At 65.4% G+C, this 20045-nt stretch carries 16 protein-coding genes; 7 read left to right on the top strand and 9 right to left on the bottom strand.

The annotated features are described in order from the left end of the window. The first annotated feature begins 79 nt into the window (after window positions 1–79). The gene (locus EBB56_RS04920) at window positions 80–952 is read left to right on the top strand and encodes a LysR family transcriptional regulator (protein ID WP_045992317.1); all 873 of its coding nucleotides are present in this window, start codon (window positions 80–82) and stop codon (window positions 950–952) included. 27 nt (window positions 953–979) lie between these two features. Here the strand turns inward: EBB56_RS04920 and EBB56_RS04915 are convergent, their stop codons facing one another. The 4 genes from EBB56_RS04915 to EBB56_RS04900 form a co-directional block, all read right to left on the bottom strand. Next, on the bottom strand, window positions 980–2284 hold the full coding sequence (locus tag EBB56_RS04915; protein ID WP_108448299.1) for a TRAP transporter large permease: 1305 nt from the start codon (window positions 2282–2284) through the stop codon (window positions 980–982). Between the two features lie 54 nt (window positions 2285–2338). Then, window positions 2339–2896 (bottom strand): TRAP transporter small permease, encoded by a 558-nt coding sequence (locus tag EBB56_RS04910; protein ID WP_108448300.1) that lies wholly within the window; start codon window positions 2894–2896, stop codon window positions 2339–2341. Window positions 2897–3052: 156 nt separating this feature from the next. Further along, a complete protein-coding gene (locus tag EBB56_RS04905) occupies window positions 3053–4045 on the bottom strand; it encodes a TRAP transporter substrate-binding protein (protein ID WP_124803188.1) in 993 nt (330 codons plus the stop codon). Window positions 4046–4176: 131 nt separating this feature from the next. After that, on the bottom strand, window positions 4177–4614 hold the full coding sequence (locus tag EBB56_RS04900) for a VOC family protein (protein WP_045992313.1): 438 nt from the start codon (window positions 4612–4614) through the stop codon (window positions 4177–4179). Between the two features lie 314 nt (window positions 4615–4928). Here EBB56_RS04900 and EBB56_RS04895 point away from each other — a divergent pair, with 314 nt between their 5' ends. From EBB56_RS04895 to EBB56_RS04885, 3 genes are read left to right on the top strand one after another with little or no spacing between them, the layout of a single operon-like run. Then, window positions 4929–5681 (top strand): 5-oxoprolinase subunit PxpA, encoded by a 753-nt coding sequence (locus tag EBB56_RS04895; protein ID WP_045992312.1) that lies wholly within the window; start codon window positions 4929–4931, stop codon window positions 5679–5681. Beyond that, window positions 5678–6400 (top strand): 5-oxoprolinase subunit PxpB, encoded by a 723-nt coding sequence (gene pxpB / locus EBB56_RS04890; RefSeq protein WP_124803186.1) that lies wholly within the window; start codon window positions 5678–5680, stop codon window positions 6398–6400. Before EBB56_RS04895 ends, pxpB begins: the two co-directional genes overlap by 4 nt. Further along, window positions 6397–7362, top strand: coding sequence for a biotin-dependent carboxyltransferase family protein (locus EBB56_RS04885; protein ID WP_124803184.1), 966 nt, complete (start codon window positions 6397–6399; stop codon window positions 7360–7362). The genes pxpB and EBB56_RS04885 overlap by 4 nt, the downstream gene beginning before the upstream one ends. Before the next feature lie 132 nt (window positions 7363–7494). Here the strand turns inward: EBB56_RS04885 and EBB56_RS04880 are convergent, their stop codons facing one another. From EBB56_RS04880 to EBB56_RS04860, 5 genes are all read right to left on the bottom strand, one after another. Further along, window positions 7495–9669 carry a TonB-dependent siderophore receptor gene (locus EBB56_RS04880; protein WP_185696389.1) on the bottom strand — a complete coding sequence of 725 codons (2175 nt, stop codon included), beginning with the start codon at window positions 9667–9669 and terminating at the stop codon, window positions 7495–7497. A 356-nt stretch (window positions 9670–10025) separates the two neighbouring features. Then, window positions 10026–11048, bottom strand: coding sequence for an AraC family transcriptional regulator (locus tag EBB56_RS04875; RefSeq protein ID WP_124803182.1), 1023 nt, complete (start codon window positions 11046–11048; stop codon window positions 10026–10028). Window positions 11049–11050: 2 nt separating this feature from the next. After that, window positions 11051–11947, bottom strand: a complete 897-nt coding sequence (gene fhuF / locus EBB56_RS04870) for a siderophore-iron reductase FhuF (RefSeq protein WP_124803180.1) — start codon at window positions 11945–11947, stop codon at window positions 11051–11053. 74 nt (window positions 11948–12021) lie between these two features. Further along, window positions 12022–13062, bottom strand: coding sequence for a sucrase ferredoxin (locus EBB56_RS04865; RefSeq protein WP_124803178.1), 1041 nt, complete (start codon window positions 13060–13062; stop codon window positions 12022–12024). Further along, window positions 13059–13928, bottom strand: coding sequence for an ABC transporter ATP-binding protein (locus tag EBB56_RS04860; protein ID WP_260425291.1), 870 nt, complete (start codon window positions 13926–13928; stop codon window positions 13059–13061). The genes EBB56_RS04865 and EBB56_RS04860 overlap by 4 nt, the downstream gene beginning before the upstream one ends. 546 nt (window positions 13929–14474) lie before the next feature. Between EBB56_RS04860 and EBB56_RS04855 the strand changes: the two genes are divergently transcribed. The 3 genes from EBB56_RS04855 to EBB56_RS04845 all read left to right on the top strand — a co-directional run bounded on the left by EBB56_RS04855 (window position 14475) and on the right by EBB56_RS04845 (window position 20041). Next, window positions 14475–16610, top strand: a complete 2136-nt coding sequence (locus EBB56_RS04855; RefSeq protein WP_124803174.1) for a TonB-dependent receptor — start codon at window positions 14475–14477, stop codon at window positions 16608–16610. A 340-nt stretch (window positions 16611–16950) separates the two neighbouring features. Next, a complete protein-coding gene (locus tag EBB56_RS04850; RefSeq protein WP_124803172.1) occupies window positions 16951–18777 on the top strand; it encodes an IucA/IucC family siderophore biosynthesis protein in 1827 nt (608 codons plus the stop codon). Beyond that, entirely contained in the window at window positions 18770–20041 is a 1272-nt protein-coding gene (locus EBB56_RS04845) for a type III PLP-dependent enzyme (RefSeq protein ID WP_124803170.1), read from the top strand. Before EBB56_RS04850 ends, EBB56_RS04845 begins: the two co-directional genes overlap by 8 nt. The last annotated feature ends 4 nt before the right edge of the window (window positions 20042–20045 follow it).

Raw genomic sequence — 20045 nt, 5'->3', positions numbered from 1 at the left:
AGGAGCCGCCATCCTGGCACGCCGCCGGGGCAGCGATAATCCCTTGTCGAGGCACAGGACTTGTGACTATAAGGAACAGATGGATACTGTCAGCGAACTTTCCGTCTTCCATGCCGTCATCGACGCCGGCACTTTTTCAGGGGCCGCCCGCCAGTTGGGCGTCACCCACTCGGCCGTAAGCAAGCGCATCAGCCGGCTGGAACAGCGGCTGGGTGTCCCCCTGATCCTGCGCTCCACGCGACAAATGAGCCTGACCGAAGCGGGAGAGACCTTCGCCAGCGAGACCCGGGGGCTGCTGGAGCGGCTTTCCCAGGTGGAACAGGGTATCGCCGAAGGCCGCAGTGAGCTGCGCGGGCGTATTCGCCTCACGTCGCCCACGGCGCTGGGCAAGCAGCGGTTGATGCCGCTGCTGCTGGCGTTCATGGAGCGCTATCCGGCGGTGGAGATCGACCTGACGTTGACCGACGCGATGGTCGATCTGGTGCACGAGCGTATGGACCTGGCGATTCGCAGCGCCACGCTTGACGATTCGAGCCTGATCGCTCGGCCCTTGGTGGCGCATCCCCGGCTGATCTGCGCCGCAACTGCCTACCTGGCTCGCCACGGCAGGCCGCTGGCGGAAGATGAGTTGCCCCGGCATGTGGGGCTGTTCCTGCATCAGGGCCGGGGCGCCGTCATGTGGGGAATCAAGGACAGCAGGCTCCCGCAACCCGGGTTTCTTTCCAATTCGCTGGAGACACTGCACGCCGCCTGTCTGCAAGGGCGAGGCATCGCCTGCCTGCCCGCGTACATGGTCGACGAGGATCTCCAGGCGGGCCGGCTCGAACGCCTGCTCGATGACGTCGTCGCCAGCGAGCCGGCGACGACAGTGTCCATCGTGCGGCCGGCCACGACCCTGCTGCCCAGACGCGTTCGCGTGCTGATCGACTTTCTGGTGGAGCGCTTTGCGTAGACAGAAAGCCTTGGATGGCCCCATTCCTCAGCCGCTCATCGCCTGTGGCAGATAGGTGGCGATGCCCGGGAACAGGCTCATCAGCACGATGGCCACGATCATCAGCAGGAAGAAGGGTAGCGTGGCGCGGGTGATCGACATGATGTCGCGCCCAGTCAGGCCCTGGATCACGAACAGGTTGAAGCCCACCGGCGGGGTGATCTGCGACATCTCGACCACGATGACCAGGTAGATGCCGAACCAGATCAGATCGAAGCCGGCGGTCTCGATCACCGGCATGATGATCGAGGTCACCAGAAGGATCAGCGAGATACCGTCGAGAAAGCAGCCCAGCACCAGCAAGAACAGGGTCAGCACCACCAGCAGCCAGGCCGGTGACAGACCCATGGCGCCGATCTTCTCGGCCAGGTCCATGGGCAGCTGGGTGAAGCTCATGGCCGAGGACAGAAACGAGGCCCCGGCGATGATGAAGGCGATCATGCAGGAGGTGCGCACCGCGGCGAACAGGGCGTCTTTGAAGATCGTGGCGTTGAAGTGGCCGTTGGCTCGAGCGATCAGCATCGACAGCACGACCCCCGAGGCGGCGGCCTCGGTAGGCGAGGCAAGCCCGCCGTAGATGCTGCCGAGGATGCCGCCGATCAGCGCCAGCAGCGGCAGCAGTTGCAGGCTTCCCGACAGCTTCTGGCGCAGCGGCATGTCGCTGTCGCGCTTGCCCACCGCGCCACGACGATTGCCCACCAGCAGCGACCAGCCGATCACGTAGGTCATGAACAGACCCAGCAGCATCAGTCCCGGCCCGACGCCGGCGATGAACAGCCGCGAGATCGACTGCTCGGTGACCACGCCGTAGACGATCATCATGATCGATGGGGGAATCAACAGCCCCAGGGTCGAGGCGCTGGCCAGGGTGCCGATGGCCAGGTCGTTGTCGTAGCCGCGCTTTTCAAGCTCCGGCAGGGTCATCTTGCCGACGGTGGCGCAGGTCGCCGCCGAGGAGCCGCAGACCGCGGCAAACAGCCCGCTGCCGATGATGTTGGAATGCAACAGGCGTCCGGGAATACGCCCGAGCCAGGGCGACAGCGCCTGGAACATGTTGTTGGCGAGCCCCGAGCGAAACAGGATCTCGCCCATCCACACAAACATCGGCAGCGCGGTCAGGTCCCAGCCGTAACTGGCGCCCCAGAAGTCCGAGGCCAGGATCGGGCCGGGCTCCAGCGGAAAGAACAGCGTAAGCACGATAAAGCCGGTGCCGAGCAGGGCGTAGGCGATCCACACGCCGCTGCCGAGCAGTACCGCCAGCGCCAGCAGGGTGACCAGACTGATCGTCAGCATCTCGGCAAGCCCTCCTGGCGAGACAGGCGCAGCAGGCGAACGAGGTTTCTCGGGTCAGTCATGGCTGGGCTCCTCGTCCGGGGCCTCGAAACGGCGCGGCGCCGTCAGCGCCTGTCTGGCGGTGTAGATCAGCGCTTCGGCCAGGGCCAGGCTCATCAGCGCCATGCCGACCAGCAACGCCAGCTGGGGAATCCAAAGCGGAACGGCGAGCAGTCCCGAGGAGACGTCGTCGAACTCGAGGCTCTCGTGCATCAGTTGCCACAGCGATACGCACAACAGCGCGTTGAGCGCCGAAGCCACCGCCAGGCAGAACAGTTCGGTGAAGGCGCGCACCGCCGCCGGCAGACGCTGGATCACCAGCGACATGCGGATGTGGGCGTGGTGGCTGAAGGTGTAGGCCATGCCGAGAAAGGTCGCGCCCACCAGCAGGAAGGACGCCAGTTCCGACACCCCGGTGATCTCGAGGCCAAGACGCGCGCCGCCGAACAGCACCAGCAGGGCATCCAGCAGGCGAAACAGCACCTGGATGGTGATCAGGCCGCAGATGGCGACCATGGAGGCGGCCGCACCTAGCCCACCAAGGCGGTAAAGCGGCATCAGGCGAAACTTCATGGGCGATCCTTGGCGTCAGTGGAGCGATACGTTGTCCGTGAGTCGTTGACCGCACCTTTCTTGCACGGCGCCGCGACGTGGCGTGTTGCGAAAGACAGGCCGTGAACGGGACAACGAACGAGCGGCGAGGACACCCCTCACCGCTCGTCCCGAGCGCTATTCGGTATTGGCGCGGTAGTCCTCGATCAGCGCCTTGGCCCGGTCATCGGCGCGGCTCTCCCAGTCCTGGAAGAGCTTGTCACCGGCCTCGGAAAGGGCTCCGGCCACCGCCTCGTTGGGCTCGCCAATGGTGATGCCGTTTTCCTCCAGGGCCTGGGCGCTGCCTTCCATATCGGCCTTGCTGGCCTCCCAGCCGCGCTCTTCGGCCTCGGCCGCCGCTTCCATCAGTGCTTGCTGGGTCGCCTCATCCAGGCGATCGAAGGCCTTCTGATTGACGAAGATGATGTTCTTCGGAATCCACAGGTTGGCGTCGGAGAAGTGGGAGACATAGTCCCAGGCAGCCATCGACTCGCCGGTGGACACCGAGGTGATCATGGCGTCGACCCGGCCGGTGGAGAAGGCGGTGGGGATGTCCGACTCCTCGGTCTCGGTGGGCAGGCCGCCGAGGTTCTCGGTCAGGCGCTGGGTATTGATGTTGGGCGCTCTTACCCTGAGCCCCTCGAACTGGGCGGGGTCATTCAACTCGAAGTCGGTGTAGATACCCTGTGACGGCCAGGGCACCGCGTACAGCGGCTTCATGCCCTGCTCGGCGAACAGCTCCTCGATCACCGGCTTGCTCGCCTGCCACAGCTCCCAGGCCTCGTCGTAGCTGCCGGCGAGCCCCGGCAGGGTGTCCAGCTCGAACACCGGCGACTCGTTGGACAGGATCGACATGAAGATCTCGCCGGCCTGGACGGTACCGCGGCGCACCGATGGCTTGATCTCGCCGTGGCTGATCAGCGAACCGCCGGAGTGCACGGTGATGTCGAGCTCGCCATCGGTGGCTTCGCGCACGTCCTCGGCAAACTGCTTGGTGTTCTCGGTGTGGAAGCTGGCATCCCCATAGGGCGTCGCCAGATTCCATTCGGCGGCCTGGGCGCTGCTGACCGCAGTGGCGGTGGAGAGTGTGGCCACGGCAACGGCCAGCCCCAGGGAGGAGTATCGAGTCATGATGCCTACCTTGTTGTTGTAGAAACGTGGCTGTGAAAACGACGTGTCGTGATGGAGGTATCAGTCTGACTATGCAGCATCGGGCAGGATGGCGTTGAAGATCAAGCCGCCTTGCCGATGCCGCTGGGCTCTCAGGCCTTCTTGAACAGCTGGCTTTCGCGATCCTTGAACGCCTTGAACTCCAGTGCGTTGCCGGACGGGTCCTTGAAGAACATGGTGGCCTGCTCGCCGGGCTCGCCCTTGAAGCGGATGTAGGGTTCGATCTCGAACTTGACGCCATGGGACTTGAGCTTCTCGGCCAGGGCCTCCCAGGCGTCCATTTCCAGTACCACGCCGAAGTGCGGCACCGGCACACCGTGGCCGTCCACCGGGTTCTTGTGGGCAGCGTCGGCGGCGTCCTTGAGACCGGGGTTCAGGTGGCAGACGAACTGATGGCCGTAGAGGTCGAAGTCGACCCAGGACTCGGAGCTGCGGCCTTCGGGGCAGCCGAGAAAGTTGCCATAGAACTCGCGGGCCTCGTCGATATCACGGACCTGAATGGCAAGATGGAAGGGATCGCTGACGGCCATGGGGAAACTCCGGAGTAGGTGAAGGGGTATATCACTGATTCTTGGCCGGGGAGGATCGTGGCGTCAATCTTCTTGCCGAATTTGTCGGGAATCGACTCGGGCGTTAGATTCAACTGACAAGAGAATATTGTGTGGCGCCCCGGCAACGCGATCGAAGCATCCGCGAAAGGGCTCGAAGGAAAGCGCTCGGAGCGCGCGCTGGACGCCACGATGGCGACAGAAGACAGCGGAAGACGACAATAACAGGTTCGTTAACCACCTGACGTCCGTTGGCGAAGGTTCACCAGAGGACGTCGACAACAGAGGCTGCCCCCATGCCGATACCCCGACTCAACTGCGACGTTGGCGAGAGCTTTGGTGCCTGGAAGATGGGCCGTGACGCCGACGTGATGCCCTATATCGACTGCGCCAACATCGCCTGTGGTTTCCACGCCGGCGATCCTGACGTGATGCGACGCACCGTAGGCTACGCCGTGGCCAATGAGGTGCTGGTCGGCGCCCACCCCGGCTATCCCGACCTGGTGGGCTTTGGTCGGCGCAGCCTGGCGGTGTCCCCGAGCGAAGCCGAGAACCTGCTGCTCTACCAGATCGGTGCCCTCGACGGCGTCTGTCGTGCCGAGGGCACCAGGGTCGGCTACGTCAAGCCCCACGGCGCGCTCTATAACGACATGGCCACCAATATGGAATTGCTGCGCGCCACCATGCGCGCGGTCAAGGCCTATGACGAGAGCCTGCCGCTGTTGGTGATGTCCACCGCCGACACCGCCGCAGTGAGGGCGCTTGCCGAGGAGGAGGGTGTCAGCCTGTGGTTCGAGGTATTCGCCGACCGTGCCTATGACGGCGAAGGTCGGCTGGTGTCCCGGCGTGAGCCAGACGCGGTGCATCACGATGAGGACACCATCGTCGGCCAGGCGGTGACCCTGGCCCGGGGTGAGGCGCTGACCGCCCGCGACGGCACCAAACTGGTCCTTCCCGCCGATACCCTGTGCGTGCACGGCGACAACGAGAGTTCAGTGGCGGCGGTGCGCGCCATCCGCGAGGCCTTCGACCAGCTGGAGGGGGCATGACGCCGAGCCCACGCCTTGAGACAGTCGCCTTCGACAGTCTGATCGTGCGGCTGTTCGACGCCATCGACGAGTCGCATATGCCTTGGGTGCTGGCGGCGGTGGACGCCATCCGCGAGCGGCTGGGCGAGGATGCCCTGGAGGTGGTGCCGTCCTACACCACGGTACTGGTGCAGCTCGATATCCGCAGACTGTCGCTTGGCGAGGCCCGAGCGCGCCTCGGCGAGGCCCTGGCGAGCCTGTCGCCCCGGGCGACGGAGGACGGCAGCCTGCACGAGATCCCGGTGTGGTATGACGCAAGCGTCGGCCCTGAGCTTGAGCTGATCGCTCAGCGCGCAGGCATCACCGCCGACCAGGTCATCGAGCGCCACTGTGCCCACGACTACAGCGTGTTCGCGCTGGGATTTGCCCCCGGCTACGGCTTCATGGGGCTGGTCGAGGACGCCCTGGCCACGCCTCGACTCAAGACACCGCGCCAGAAGGTGGCCGCGGGCAGCGTCGGCATCGCCGATCGCCAGACCGCCGTCTATCCCGCGCCGTCGCCTGGCGGCTGGAACCTGATCGGACGCACCGCCACCCGGCTGTTCGATCGCGAGCGCGAGGGTTACACCCTGTTCAAGCCCGGCGATCGCGTGCGCTTTGTGGCCATCGACCGCGCCACCTTCGAGGCGCAGGGTGGCGACACCACTCCCCAACCCCCGGCCGAGGAGAGCGGCGCATGAGTCTCAAGGTGGAACGCGCAGGTCCCCTGGCGCTGGTGGTCGATGGTGGCCGTCAGGGTGTGCGCCATCTGGGCGCGACCCAGGGCGGTGCCATGGACTGGGTGGCGCTGGGCTGGGCCAACTGGCTGCTGGGCAACGCCCCGGACGCTCCCGGCATCGAGATCATGGTGGGCGGCCTTGCGCTGGTGGCCGAGGCCGAGGTGAGCGTAGCACTGGCCGGTGCCGACCTGGGCGCGACTCTGGACGGCGAACCCCTGGCCCTGGCGGAGCCGGTAACGCTCAAGCGTGGTCAGCGGCTGGTGTTCGAGCGGCCGAAAAGTGGCCTGCGCGCCTATCTGGCGCTGCCGGGCGGGATCGAGGCGAGCGCCATCATGGGCAGCGTCACGAGCACCGTGCGTGAAGGGCTCGGTGGCCTCGACGGTTTCGGCAAGCCGCTGGCCCAGGGCGACGTGCTGACGCCAAAGCAGGATCGGCCCTCGGGCGGCGATCGTCGCCTGCCACGGCGGGACGCCGACAAGGGGCAGCGGGACGCTGATCGAGAGCAGGGGGCTCAGGTCACGGCAAGCGACGGGCCACTGGCGCTGTCGCTGGTGCCCGGGGCCCAGATCGCGAGCTTCTCGGGCACCAGCCTGTATCGCGCCTTCAATGACGTCTGGACGCTGGATCAGCGCGCCGATCGCATGGGGATTCGCCTGACCGGGCCGCAGCTTGAGGGCAGCATGAGCGGTATGGTGTCGGAGGGCATTCCGCTGGGGGCGGTGCAGGTACCGCCGGACGGCCAGCCGATCATTCTGATGAACGATCGCCAGACCATCGGCGGCTACCCGCGCCTGGGGGCGCTGACCCCGCTGGCCTGCGCCCGTCTGGCCCAGTGCCTGCCTGGCACCGAGGTGCGCCTGGTGCCGGAGTCGCCGGAGCGTTCCCGCGATGACCATCTGAGGCAGCTTGCCCGTTGGGAGTAGGGGCGGTGGGCTGCCCTCCAACAAGGCCTTGCAGCGGATTCCGATGCAGCAGCAGGCGAGGATAGCGGTCGGGCCGAAACGCAAAGCGCCCCGTTCATGGACGGGGCGCTTTTCCTTCATTTGGGTCAGTGGCTAGAAACGATAGCTCAGGGTGGCGCTGACGCTGCGTTCGGCGCCGAAGTAGCAGAATTCGAGCGAGTTGCAGGAGGCCACGTAGTCCTCGTCCAGCAGGTTGCTGACGTTGAGGCGGCCGCTGACGTTGGTCAGTCCGACCTGGCTGAAGTCATAGCCCAGGGTGGCGTCGACCAGGGTGTAGTCCGGGACCGACCTGGTGTTGTCGCGGTCGGCCTGGATATCGGCGTGGTAGCGGACCCCGAGGCCGGTGTTGAGTCCGGCCAGCGGTCCCTTGAGGAAGTCGTAGTAGCCCCACACCGAGGCGATGTGCTTGGGCGAGTAGATGGCGTCGTTGCCTTCCTCGCTGGGGTCATCGCTTTCGGCGTAGGTGATGTCGGTGTAGGCGTAGCCTGCCTGGAGGCTCAGTGCCTCGGTGAGCTGAGTGTGCGCTTCGAGCTCGATTCCCTGGGATTCGATCTCGCCCACGGCACGATACGGATCGGTGGGCTGCTCCTTGGTGGCCACGTTTTCCTGGGTGATATGGAACAGGGCGATGGAGTACTGGTCCTGGGTACCCAACGGCTGGTACTTGAGCCCGGTTTCCACCTGCTCGCCCTCCATCGGCTCGAGCAGATCGCCGGAGGCATCGACGAAGCTGGTCGGGGTGAAGGCGGTCGAGTAGCTGGCGTAGGGCGAGACGCCGTTGTCGAAGGCGTAGAGCAGGCCAGCGCGGCCGCTGAACTGGGTTTCGTCGAGATCCGAGCTGTCGCCGCTATCGAGGTTGGTGTTCTCGATGTCGACCCAGTCGTAGCGGCCACCCAGGGTCAGGTGCCAGCGATCCCAGCTGATCTGGTCCTGCAGATAGACGCCGGTCTGGTCGAGTTCGTGCTTCTCGCGGGTGGTCACGACGATATCGCCGATGGGGCCAGCACCGTAGCTCGGGTTGAAGGCGTCGATGTTGGGGAAGGTGCCCCCGGACCAGACCACGTCGTTCTCGCGGGTCTGGTAATCGAACCCGGTCAGCACCCGGTGCTCGAAGCCGCCGGTGGAAAAGTTGGCTTCGAGCTGGTTGTCCACGGTCCAGGCCTCGAGATCCTCGTCGGCGCCGGAGTAGTAGCGGTTGAGCTCGGTGTCGTTGGCCCAGCCGTAGGCGTAGACCTGGTCCATCTCGACGTTGGATTCCAGATACTTTAGCTTCTGGCGAGCGGTGATGCCGTTGCCGAAACGGTGCTCCAGCTCATAGCCCAGCAGGGTCTGGTCGCGCTCGAAGTTGTCGTAGTCGTCCTCGCCCTCGAAGAAGGTGTTGTCGATATGCCCGCCGGCATGGCTGGTCACCGTGCCGTCGTAGGGTAGACCGGCGTGATAGCCGCCCTCGGGTTCACGCGACACGTAGGCGTTGAGGTTGAGGGTGGTAGCGTCGGTGATGTCCCAGGTCAGCGACGGCGCGATGGCGTAGCTTTCTTCTTCGGCTTGATCGAACTGGGTATCCGAGGAACGGGCGATGCCGGTCAGGCGGAAGGCGGCACGCTGGCCTTCGTCGACGCTGCCGGTGACGTCGAAGGCGGCGCGCTGCTGGTCATTGTTACCGAAGCCGACCTGCACCTCGCCGGTGGGGGTGTCGCTGAACTCAGGGCGCTTGCTGGTCAGCGCCACCAGGCCGCCGGGGGAGGCGCGACCATAGAGCACCGAGGCCGGCCCCTTTACCACCTCGATGCTTTCGAGCATCCAGGGGTCGACCTTCAGCGAGCTGAAGCTGTTGGTGTCGCCCATCAGCTTGAGGCCGTCGAGGAAGGTATTGCTCAGGCTGCCGTCGGAGAAGCCTCGCAGTACCAGATAGTCGTAGCGGTTGGACGACCCGAGCTGGTTGGTATAGACCCCGGGGGTGTAGTCCAGCGCCCGCTGCACGGTCTGGGCGCCACGTCGCTCGATCTGCTCGGCGCTGACCGTCGAGGTGGCCTGGGGTGTCTCGAGGAAGGGCGTATCGGTCTTGGTGGCGGCCTGGCCGGTGACCGTCATGGTGCCCAGTTCGGTATTGGTGGAGGTGCCAGCATTGACGGCATCATCACTGAGGGTGGTCTGGGCCAGTGCGGCGGAGGACACGCTGGCCGCCAGCAGCGCCGGGCCAGCCTTCAAGGCGAAAGGTTTCAGGGCGAAAGGCGTCAGCGCGAAGGGCAGGGTCGAGGTGATACGCATGTTGTCGCTTACCATTGGGAGCAGGGAATGGCGCCACGGGGTAGGCACCTGAACAAAGCGGTCATGTTTCGGTAATGCGAATTATTACATTTTGCGGGTGGACCTGTTTATGCGCGGCGCCAAGAACCTTATGCGTGGTGACAGGACCTGCGCCGATAATGAAACCTCAGTAGACAAGTGCGATCGGCGTAGCGAGTGCTATCGGCGTAGCGAGTGCTAGCTGATGTAGTGGATACAGTCATCGACGAAGCACCGCCCGACGGCTGGGTGCCGTTGCGGTGTACTGTGTCCAGTTGAGGTCTCGGGGGGAGAGGTGCCCAGGGGGGCTGGGCGAAGGGCGAAGGTCCTGGAAACGTCTAGCCAACGTCGCGGGGTGAGACCCCGAAGCGCCGCCGAAAGGCGGTAGAGAAGTTGGAGGCGTGGCTGTAGCCGCTCTCGAAAGCGGCCTGCTGCACGCTGGCGCCCTGGGCCAGCAGCTCGTGGGCCAGGGTCAGTCTGCGTTCTCGCAGGTAGTCGAAGACCGAAATGCCGAACAGCCGCTGGAACTTGGCGCGCAGGCCCGAGGCGCTCATGGACGCCATCGCCGCCAGCTGCTCGAGGCAGTAGGACTCGGCGGGAAAGTCGTGCAGCCGCTGGCGGATCCGCTCCAGCCGCTGGCGCTCCGGCAGGGGCAGGTCACCGCGCTGGCGCGGGCCGGGATGTCGCAGCCCATGGGCCAGTAGTTGCAGGCCGATGGCCTCCATCAAGAGCTGGCGCTGGCCGGGGGAAGGCTGCGGCATGACCGCCTGTTCGAGCATCGGCGCCAGGTAGCCCGGCAGCGGCCAGACGTGCAGATGAGGACGCGGGGCGTCGAGCAGTTCGGTGATGTCCGGGCGCTGGCTCAATGAGGCGATCGCGGCCTGGTCCAGCGACAGGTTCAGGGTGCGCAACCGCTGCCCCTCATCCTGATGCACGCGCAGGGAAACCTGATCGGCGAGCCGGGCGCTCAGTGCGCTGCCGGCGGTGAGCCGCTGCCGCCGTCCTCCGGTGTCGACCACGATGGCGCCTTCCATCACCACGCACACGAACAGCGGCGAGGCCATGGTGGAGCAGGAGTCGTAGGGCTTGAGCACCTCGACATCGGAAAAGGTCAGATGCCAGCCGCTGCGTACCTCTTCCTCGATGACGCGGCCTCTGAGAATTTCCAGGTGGTGGGCCACCGCCGGGAAGCGGGCGCCGTCGAAGCGGTAGTCGATGCCATGGCGCTGGCCAAAGCGTAGAAAGTCCCGCGCGCGGATGACCCGGGTATCACCAAGTCCCGCGGCGGCTCCGGCCAGCGGGCGCGAGCGAGGCGGATCACCACTCGGCTCGCAGACCTGCGCGTGGCTTGCAGCGCTCATCTTCAGCTTGCGACCAGGCGGCGGGCTTCGCCGCGGGAGGGGAAGGTCTGCACCACTGCCCCCGTGCTCTGGGGCATCGCTGTGGTCCTGGGCTGCCTGGTCTTATTGCTGGTCTTGTTGCCGGTCGTGCTGCTGGTCTTGTTGCTGGTCGTGTTGCTGGTCGTGTTGCTCGCCCTGGCAACGGCGGCATCGTCCAGCGGGCAGTTGCCGCAGCAGCCGAAGTCCTCTAACCGATAGCGCAGGCAACATAGCCGCCGTGTGCGCTGGGTCTCGCCGTGTTCGTCCGGCAGGTAGCGCACCGGCATGAACAGGGGATTGCGCCGGCCATCCGGGTAGACCCGGTGGTCGATCAGGCGCAGCGCCTCGTCGCCGAGCCCAGGTGAGGCCATGGGGTGGTGCACGGCAGCCTTGGCAAAGTACTCGAAGTAGTTGCCGAAGTTGCTCCAGAACACCTTGGGAGAGGCCCCGGAGACGCAGCCCAGCATGTCGACCAGCGGTGCCACATGCCCCTGCAGCAGGCGTTCGAAGCGCTCGAAGGCGTCGAGCGACCCCAGCGGGGTGCCTTCGTGGGGCAGGGCGATGCCAATCGTCTGGCCGCTGTCGCTGAGATACAGGCCCATCTGATCCAGCGCTACCGGCAGGTCGCGCTCCAGCAGCAGGTTGGAGGCCAGGGTATGGGCGGCCATGGCGCTGAAATGCCACTTGGACCAGAGCGAGACCACCGCCTTGAGGTCATCGCCCTGGTACTGGGCGGCGAAGCGCTCGAGCAATTCGTCCAGCACGCCAGGTTCGAGCAGTCGCTCGGCAGGCATGGCGTCGTCGGGTAGCTCGGCCGCGACGGTGGGTACGGCAAGGTGTTCCAGGGGACCGCAATACAGACGAGGCAGCGCTGATGTCATGGGGTGTCCTGCAGGCCGGAGGCTTGAGGTCATAAGACCAACGGTGCACACCATAAATTAAATGCGAATTGTTATCAAGAATATTGCCGATAGCCGGCGTCGATCGATTGAATGCTGGCGGCCCGCCAGACCTGGCTGGGGCTGGGCCCCTGGTCGATATCCGAGCACATGTCGATCCGTTCAAGCGTGAGGGTATGGCAATGGACGACCAGCTCACCGCTCGCTTCCCCGACCTTGCCTTTGCCATCGCCCTCGCCGGGCTGGCGCCAACGCCAGACCTGACGGCGGTATTGCTGGCCGTTGTCAGCGTCGTTGTCGCTGTCGCTGCCGCTGCTGCTGCTGCCGCCAAGGTGGCCGGGCATCTCCTCCGGTGCCAGGGCGCTGTCCTCCACCAGCGCCAGTTCGACGCAGGGCAGGGCCGAGTCCCTGGCCAGCCACTGGAGTGCGGCGACCTCGGCGCACTGCTGCGCCGGGGTCAGGTGGGAGGCTCCGCGATAGCCGGGCAGGAAGCGCTGCCCCTGCGCCTCGGCTTGCAGCATGGGCAAGGCCTGGTCGGGCTCGATACGCCCGTATTTGCGCACCGGTGACAGCAGGATGATGCTCGCGGCGAAGCGGCAACCGCCCAGGTGGCTGCTCTCCCAGACGTCGAAGGGCAGGCGATGTTCCTCCACGGCGCGGGCCAGCGCCTTGTAGCTGCGATAGCCGTAGCGCGCGCAGCACTTGTCCTTCTTGCCGTGGGTGCAGCACAGCACCAGGTCGTGGTGCTGTGGTGTGGACGGCCAGCGCTCGAGATCCTCGCCCGCCGCCTGCGCCTCGACAAAGGCCAGCAGTGCGCTGCGCTCGAGCTGGAGACGCCGACGCTCCGGCATCAGGATCACCTCGTGGACCTCGGCAGGCTGATCACGACGATGGATCAGATTGACCCGGCGACCGTTGGCGGCCAGGGCATCGAGTTGTGCTGCCAGCTCGGGGGCCATGTCGCTGGCGTGGCGCAGGTTGCGCTGCCACCTGGCCCGGGGCCAGCTGATCAAGAGGTTGCGCTCGGCGTGGGCGCCGCTGCCGGGCAGCGGATCCCCCGCTTCGCGAGACAGGTCGGTGCAGAAGACGTGGCTCATGGCCTCGGCCCTGACGTTGTCGAAGGATGCCTTGCCTGAGTGTGCGGCGCCGGCGACTCGTCGGTTGGTCTCTGCCGCGGCGCCTGCGATTCACGGCGTCCCAGCAGAGGTACGCACAGCGGCTTGCCGCTTTCAGGGTCGACCATGACGTGGGCGTCGAGGTCGAAGACGCGCTTCAGATTGTCGGCGGTGAACACCTCTCGCGGCGCGCCGCTGGTGAGGATGCGGCCGTCGCGCATCATCACCAGCTCGTCGGCGTAGGCGGCGGCCAGGTTGAGGTCGTGCAGCACCAAAAGCAGGGTGCGCCCCTGGTCGTGGGCCAGTCCCGAGAGCAACTCCAGCAGGTCCACCTGGACCTTGAGGTCAAGAAAGGTGGTGGGCTCATCGAGCAGGATCAGGTCGGTCTGCTGGGCCAGCACCATGGCGATCCAGCAGCGCTGGCGCTGTCCACCGGACAGGGTGTCGACGTGCCGCTCGGCGAACTCGGTGACCCGGGTGTAGGCCATCGCCTGCTTGACCACCTCGGCGTCGCGACGGGCATCGCGTTGCCACAGGCGCTGGTGGGGAAAGCGTCCCATCGCCACCAGCTGGCGCACGCTCAGCCCCTCCGGTGCCGTCGGCCCCTGGGGCAGCAGCCCCAGATGCTGGGCGACCTCGCGGGTGGAGCGACGGTGGATATCCTGACCGTCGAGCAGCACCTGGCCGCCCTGGGGCTTCAAGGTGCGTGCCAGGGTCTTCAGCAGGGTCGACTTGCCACTGCCGTTGGGACCGAGCAGCACCGTCAGCTTGCCTGGCGCCACCGCGATATCCACCCCGTCCAGTACCAGCCGTTCCTCGTAGCCGACCTTGAGAGAATGTCCCGCCAACGGGTGGCCGAGCGCGGACGCCGCGGTCGATCCGTCTGACGACAGGCCTGACGATGCATCGGACCGGTGTTGGGGTGCCGCGCTGGATGAGGGTGTGGCCGGAAAAGAAGGCTGAGATGAGGTCATGCAAGGCCCGCCTGGGGGTGTGTGGCAGCAGCACGGTATGACAAAAAATTCTCATTTTCAATCCGGCCAAGCCCGTATCGGCGCGGCTTGTCGGCATGGCGCGTGGCGTTTTAGCACAGTGTGTTGTTAGCTTATGCCGAACGAATGGTTCGCATTTCGTGGACATCAGGAAAGCGATTAATTAGGATAATCGTTCTCATTTGTATGTGAGATGGCAATAAACGACGCAATGCGGCATCGAGGCTTCGGTAAGGTGCGGCCCTTCGGGAAGGTGGCGAATCGCATCGCCACCGCTCGCCGGGAGCGGCAGCACGGGGCAGGGACGACGTCCGAGAGCAACGTCCTGGCGTGAGGGACTCGCCAGACCTCGAGTCAGCGTTTGCGCGATCATTCGATTTAGCAAAAGGAACGATGCACGACATGAAACGTCATGCTCTCTGGCCCACCGTTTCACTGCTTGGCCTGGTGGCCGCACAGCAGGTCGCGGCGCAGACCTCCGTCGATACCTCTTCCTCGAACGGCGCCCGTGCCGACGAGGCCCCGACCATGGTGGTAACCGCCTCGCGGACCAATACCACCGCGGAAGATTCGCCGCAGACCGTGCGCATCATCAGCGAGGAGGAGATCGCCCAGCAGCTGGACGTGACCACCGACTCCTCCCAGATCCTGAGCAACCTGCTGCCGTCCTATTCGCCCAACCGCCAGAAGATGACCGGCAGCGGCGAGACCCTGAGGGGCCGCACACCGCTGTTTCTGATCGACGGCATTCCCCAGTCGAATCCGCTGCGTCCGACCGGTCGTGAGGCCCACACCATCGATTTCTCCCAGGTGGAGCAGATCGAGGTGATCCAGGGCGCCAACGCCACCAACGGCGTCGGCGCCGCCGGCGGGGTGATCAACATCATCACCAAGCGTCCGGAGCCGGGTTCCTTCAATCAGCATTTCGGCGTGCAGATGACCACCCCGACCAGCGAGCTGGACGAGGACACCCTGAGCTACAAGACCGACTACGGCTTCAGCGGCAACAAGGGCAACGTCGACTACCTGTTTGGTCTGAGCTACGAGGACCAGGGGCTGTACCTGGACGCCAAGGACGACCCGGTCGGTGTCGACAACACCCAGGGCGACCTGATGGACTCGCGCAGCTATGACCTGCTCGGCAAGATTGCCTACTGGATCGACGATGACCAGCGCATCCAGTTCACCCTCAATCACTATGACATCGAAGGTCACAACGACTACGTCAGCGTGACCGGCGATCGCGACGCCGGGATTCCGACCACCTCCGTGCGTGGCACCCCCGAGGGCGACGCCCCCTTCAATGAGGTCTGGACCACTGGGCTTAGCTACGAGAACTACGACCTGGCCGGCATGCACCTTAGCGCCCAGGCCTACTATCAGGACTACGAGGCGTTGTTCGGCGCCACCGACTCCAGCAGCTTCCAGGATCCGTCACTGGCGCCGGTAGGCACCTACTACGACCAGAGCTCGGCCAAGACCGAGAAGTTCGGCACCAAGATCTCGCTGACCAAGGACGACCTGTGGAATGACCGGCTCAAGCTGACCGGTGGCTTCGATACGCTGTTCGACGAGACCGAGCAGTACCTGTATCAGAGCAACCGCACCTACGTGCCGCCCACCGATTACACCGACCTGTCGCCATTCTTCCAGGCCGAACTGCAGCCGATCGACTCGTTGCTGCTGTCCGCCGGGGTGCGTTATGAGTACGCCGAGCTGGATATCGATGACTATCAGACGGTGTGGGCCAACAATGGCGTCGACGTCGAGGGCGGCAATCCCGACTTCGACGAGACGCTCTACAACGTCGGCGCGGTGTGGAAGCCGGTCGATCGCGTCAGCCTGTTCGCCAACTACTCCGAAGGCTTCTCGATCCCTGATGTTGGTCGTGCGCTGCGCGGCATCGATACCCCGGGACAGTCCGTCGACAGCATCGACAACCTGCGTCCCATCGTGACCGAGAACGTCGAGACCGGCGTGCGCTTCGAAGGGGATCGCCTGTCGGCAGAGCTGAGCTACTACGAGTCCACCTCCGACTTCGGCAGCCGCCTGACCGAAGAAGACGGCGTCTTCATCATGAACCGCCAGGAGACCCAGATCACCGGTATCGAGGCCTCGGTGGACTACGCCTTTACCGAGCGCCACTCCGGTCGCCTGGCCTATTCCCACATGACGGGTCTGTATGACAGCGACGACGATGGCGACCTCGATGCTGAACTGTCCGGCCTGGATGTCTCGCCGGATCGTCTGATCGGTAGCTGGTCCGCCAACTGGACCGACAAGGTGTCCACCTTCCTCCAAGCCAACTACTCGTTCGATGAGACCTATGACGAGGACGATCGCGAGTTCGACGGCTATCTGTTGGTGGACGCTGCGGTGGGCTACCAACTGCCTACCGGCAAGCTGAATGTGGGCGTGTCCAACCTGCTCGACGAGGACTACATCACCTACTACTCCCAGAGCGCGCTGGTCAACGACGACCGTTACTTCGCCGGTCGTGGTCGTACCCTGACGGTAGGGTATAGCGTCGACTTCTAAAGGCCGCGTTTGTAAGCACTGCGGCTGGAAAGCGCTACTTTTCGTAAGCGCCGCTAGTCGGCTGACCCGGACCGCCGCCAGGACGGCGGCGGTCCACGCGGATGGGCCGTGGTGCCGCTTTGATGACACCAGGCAACGCCTGACGCTGTTGTCAGACCATCTCCAGAATCAGTTTCCAGATCAACGACTTCATAACAACGTACGCAATAACAACTACGCCATAACAACAACCCTTCGCCAAGTGACTAGCCAGGAAAGCGCGGTTTCCCCTGACGAAAGGCGTCGATGATTCGACGTCCGGGGAAGCAAAACAAGGAAGGAATCCTTGCGGAGGTTGCACATGCAATTCCCCCCATGTACTCGCACCCCTGGCGAGATCGCTCGGCATGCCTCACAGCATGCCCTGCTCAACGGCATCATCAAGGAAGTGGCGATCCCCCACGACCTGTTGAGCCACCACTGGCCCGCCAACCGGCTTGGCCTGCCAACGAGCCTCCAGGGCCTGCCGCTGCAGGTCGACTGGTCGCCTTCTTTAACCCTGTTCGTGTTGGTCGATCGCCACTCGGCGATGGGCTGCCACCAGGTTGTGTCGCCGCTGTATCTGCGACGCGGCCTCGATCAGCCCTGGCGGGAGGCCGATACCGGCGAGCTGGTAACGGCCCTGCTGGAAGATGGCCCCTGGCGCGAGGCCAGCCCCAACCCCGAGTTCGGCGACCAGGTGCTGCAGAGCCAGGCGGTGATGGCCTCCATCATCGAGGACGCTCGGCGACGCCCGCATGACCCGCTCAAGGACTACGCCGCCAGCGAACAGGGGCTGTGGTTCGGCCATCCCAATCACCCCACGCCCAAGGCCAGACAGTGGCCGCAAGGCATGAAGGGGCAGGGCCGGGACTGCTCCCCCGAATCGGGCCTGAATACCCGGTTGCATCAGTTCTCGTTTCCGGCGCAAGGGCTACGGATCGCCTGCAATGGCCTGGAGCCCGGTGAGGTGCTCAGCCAGGCCGCCGACCAGAGCGCGGAGCCCGAGGCCGGGCGGGTGGTGCTGGCCATGCACCCGGTCCAGGCCGAGCTGTTTCGCCAGGCGCCGGATGTCGCCGCGCGGATCAAAGACGGCAGCATCCGCGACCTGGGCAGAAGCGGCCCGCTGGCGCTGCCCACCGCCTCGATGCGTACCTGGCATGCGCCTGAGCATCCCTGGTTCATCAAGGGCTCGCTCAACGTGCGCATCACCAACTGCGTGCGCAAGAACGCCTGGTACGAGCTCGAGAGCACCCTGGTGATCGATCGCATCATGAGTCGCTTGATCGACAGTGAAGACCCGGCGCTCGAGACCCTCGAGCTGGCTCGGGAGCCCGCCACCCTGCACTGGGCCCCGCAGGACGCTGACGACGACCAGCGCCGCTGGTTCCGTGAGCAGACCGGGGTCATCCTGCGCGAGAACTTCTGTCAGCGCTTCGGCGCCGAGCGCTGCCTGCTGGCGGCGACGGTATTCGCCCGTGACACCGAACTGGAGCCGATGGCGCCATCGTTGGTGGCGCGCGCGAGTTCGCCTGCGTCCGCTGCTGTGAGCGGCGCCCCCGCCGACGATGTGCCCGAACACAGGATCGTCGACTGGTACAAGGCCTATCTTGGCGCCCTGGTCGAGCCGGTGCTGGCGCTGTATTTCCGTCATGGCATCGTGGTCGAGCCGCATCTGCAGAACTGTGTGCTGATCCATGACCAGGGCTGGCCCCGTCGCGTACTGCTGCGCGACTTCGAAGGCGTCAAGCTGACCGAGGATCAGGGCCTTGACTGGCTCGCCGGCGAGACGCTGGATGAGCGCGTGCGCGCGTCGATGACCTACAGTCGCGACAAGGGCTGGAAGCGCATCGCCTACTGCCTGCTGGTCAATCACCTGGCCGAGGCGATCCTGGCGTTGAGCTGGCGCCGCCCGGCCCTGGCCGAGCGTCTGTGGGAGGCCACCGGGGAGGAGCTTTCGCGGGTCAGGCAACGGCTCGGAGTCGCCACGCCCGAGCTCGATGGCCTGCTCGCAGGCGGCGACTTGCCGTGCAAGACCAACCTCAAGCTCAGGCTGATGGCCCGGGCCGATCGTCACGCCGACTATGTGTGGCTGCCCAACCCCTGGCATCAGCTCGCAGGTGAGCGTCTGGAGGTGGCCCATGGCTGACAGTGTTGCTGTCTCGGGGCGCAGCGAGGCCCAGCGGCTGCCGCCAGCGGTGCGGGAGGCGATACGTTGCCACCAGGCCGAAGCGCAAGATCCTATCGCCGCCTTCTTCTATGACCTGGAGGCGCTGGCCGCCCGGGCGCGTTCGATCAAGTCCGCACTGCCCGACGGTGTCGAGCTTTACTACGCCATCAAGGCCAATAGCGAGGCGCCGGTCCTCGGGACCTTGGCCCCCATCGTGGACGGCTTCGAGCTATCCTCCGGTGGCGAGATCGGGCGCATGCGCGAGGCGACGAGCACGCTGCCCTGGGTGCTGTCGGGGCCGGGCAAGCTCGACTCGGAGATGGCGTTGGCCATGGACGAGGGCATCGAGGCCTTTCACGTGGAGAGCCTTGGCGAGATCGCGCGCCTTGAGCGACTCGCCAAGGCCAGGGGGCGTCACCAGGCGGTGCTGATCCGCATCAATCCGACCCTGCCCGAGGCGCTGTCGAGTCGTCTGCGCATGGCCGGTACCGCCACCCCCTTCGGCATCGACGAAGCCAGGCTTGGCGAGGCGGTGGCGGCGGTGGACGCCGCTGCCCATCTCAGCCTGGTCGGCTTTCATATCCACGCCATGTCCCACCAGACGAGCGTGGCGCGCCACCAGGCGCTGCTTGACGGTTACCTGGCGCGCTGGCCCGAATGGCGCGCACTCGCCGCCTCGCCCGCCAGGGTCACCCAGCTCAATGTCGGGGGTGGCATCGGCGTCGACTATATGGCGCCGTTCGAAGCCGAGCGGCAATTCGACTGGCAGGCGCTGTGCGCCCATCTTGACGCGCGGCTCAAGGCGATGGCTCAGGCCCCGCGGGTGCGCTTCGAGATCGGCCGCTTCCTCAGTGCCTTCTGTGGCTACTACGCCATCGAGGTGCTGGACACCAAGCACAGCCATGGTCAGGGCTTCGTCGTCTGTCGTGGCGGTACCCACCAGTTCCGGCTGCCCGCGGCCCAGGGCCACGACCACCCGGTCATCCACCTGCCGAGCGGGGAGCGCGGCGAAGCGTCGTCCGGCGAGAAGCGACCCTGGACGGTGGTGGGGCAGCTATGTACGCCCAAGGACGTGCTGGGGCGCGATCGACTGCTTGGCGACGTCGCCCCGGGGGATCTTCTGGTGCTGCCGCTGGCCGGGGCCTACGGCTACAACATCTCCCACGCCGACTTTCTGTGCCACCCAAGGCCGCCGCAGATCTTTATTGGCGCCGACAGGGCGTCACCTGACACCGCACGCTGAGGTT

The sequence above is a fragment of the Halomonas sp. YLB-10 genome (genome assembly GCF_003856855.1).
GTDB classification, from domain to species: domain Bacteria; phylum Pseudomonadota; class Gammaproteobacteria; order Pseudomonadales; family Halomonadaceae; genus Halomonas; species Halomonas litopenaei.
This window is presented reverse-complemented; position numbering and strand designations above follow the sequence as displayed.

Excerpts from the sequence above, each read along its gene's own strand:
- EBB56_RS04920 (WP_045992317.1), top strand. The coding sequence starts at position 80 with ATGGATACTGTCAGCGAACTTTCCGTCTTCCATGCCGTCATCGACGCC.
- EBB56_RS04915 (WP_108448299.1), bottom strand. The coding sequence starts at position 2,284 with ATGCTGACGATCAGTCTGGTCACCCTGCTGGCGCTGGCGGTACTGCTC.
- EBB56_RS04910 (WP_108448300.1), bottom strand. The coding sequence starts at position 2,896 with ATGAAGTTTCGCCTGATGCCGCTTTACCGCCTTGGTGGGCTAGGTGCG.
- EBB56_RS04905 (WP_124803188.1), bottom strand. The coding sequence starts at position 4,045 with ATGACTCGATACTCCTCCCTGGGGCTGGCCGTTGCCGTGGCCACACTC.
- EBB56_RS04900 (WP_045992313.1), bottom strand. The coding sequence starts at position 4,614 with ATGGCCGTCAGCGATCCCTTCCATCTTGCCATTCAGGTCCGTGATATC.
- EBB56_RS04895 (WP_045992312.1), top strand. The coding sequence starts at position 4,929 with ATGCCGATACCCCGACTCAACTGCGACGTTGGCGAGAGCTTTGGTGCC.
- pxpB (WP_124803186.1), top strand. The coding sequence starts at position 5,678 with ATGACGCCGAGCCCACGCCTTGAGACAGTCGCCTTCGACAGTCTGATC.
- EBB56_RS04885 (WP_124803184.1), top strand. The coding sequence starts at position 6,397 with ATGAGTCTCAAGGTGGAACGCGCAGGTCCCCTGGCGCTGGTGGTCGAT.
- EBB56_RS04880 (WP_185696389.1), bottom strand. The coding sequence starts at position 9,669 with ATGCGTATCACCTCGACCCTGCCCTTCGCGCTGACGCCTTTCGCCCTG.
- EBB56_RS04875 (WP_124803182.1), bottom strand. The coding sequence starts at position 11,048 with ATGAGCGCTGCAAGCCACGCGCAGGTCTGCGAGCCGAGTGGTGATCCG.
- fhuF (WP_124803180.1), bottom strand. The coding sequence starts at position 11,947 with ATGACATCAGCGCTGCCTCGTCTGTATTGCGGTCCCCTGGAACACCTT.
- EBB56_RS04865 (WP_124803178.1), bottom strand. The coding sequence starts at position 13,062 with ATGAGCCACGTCTTCTGCACCGACCTGTCTCGCGAAGCGGGGGATCCG.
- EBB56_RS04855 (WP_124803174.1), top strand. The coding sequence starts at position 14,475 with ATGAAACGTCATGCTCTCTGGCCCACCGTTTCACTGCTTGGCCTGGTG.
- EBB56_RS04850 (WP_124803172.1), top strand. The coding sequence starts at position 16,951 with ATGCAATTCCCCCCATGTACTCGCACCCCTGGCGAGATCGCTCGGCAT.
- EBB56_RS04845 (WP_124803170.1), top strand. The coding sequence starts at position 18,770 with ATGGCTGACAGTGTTGCTGTCTCGGGGCGCAGCGAGGCCCAGCGGCTG.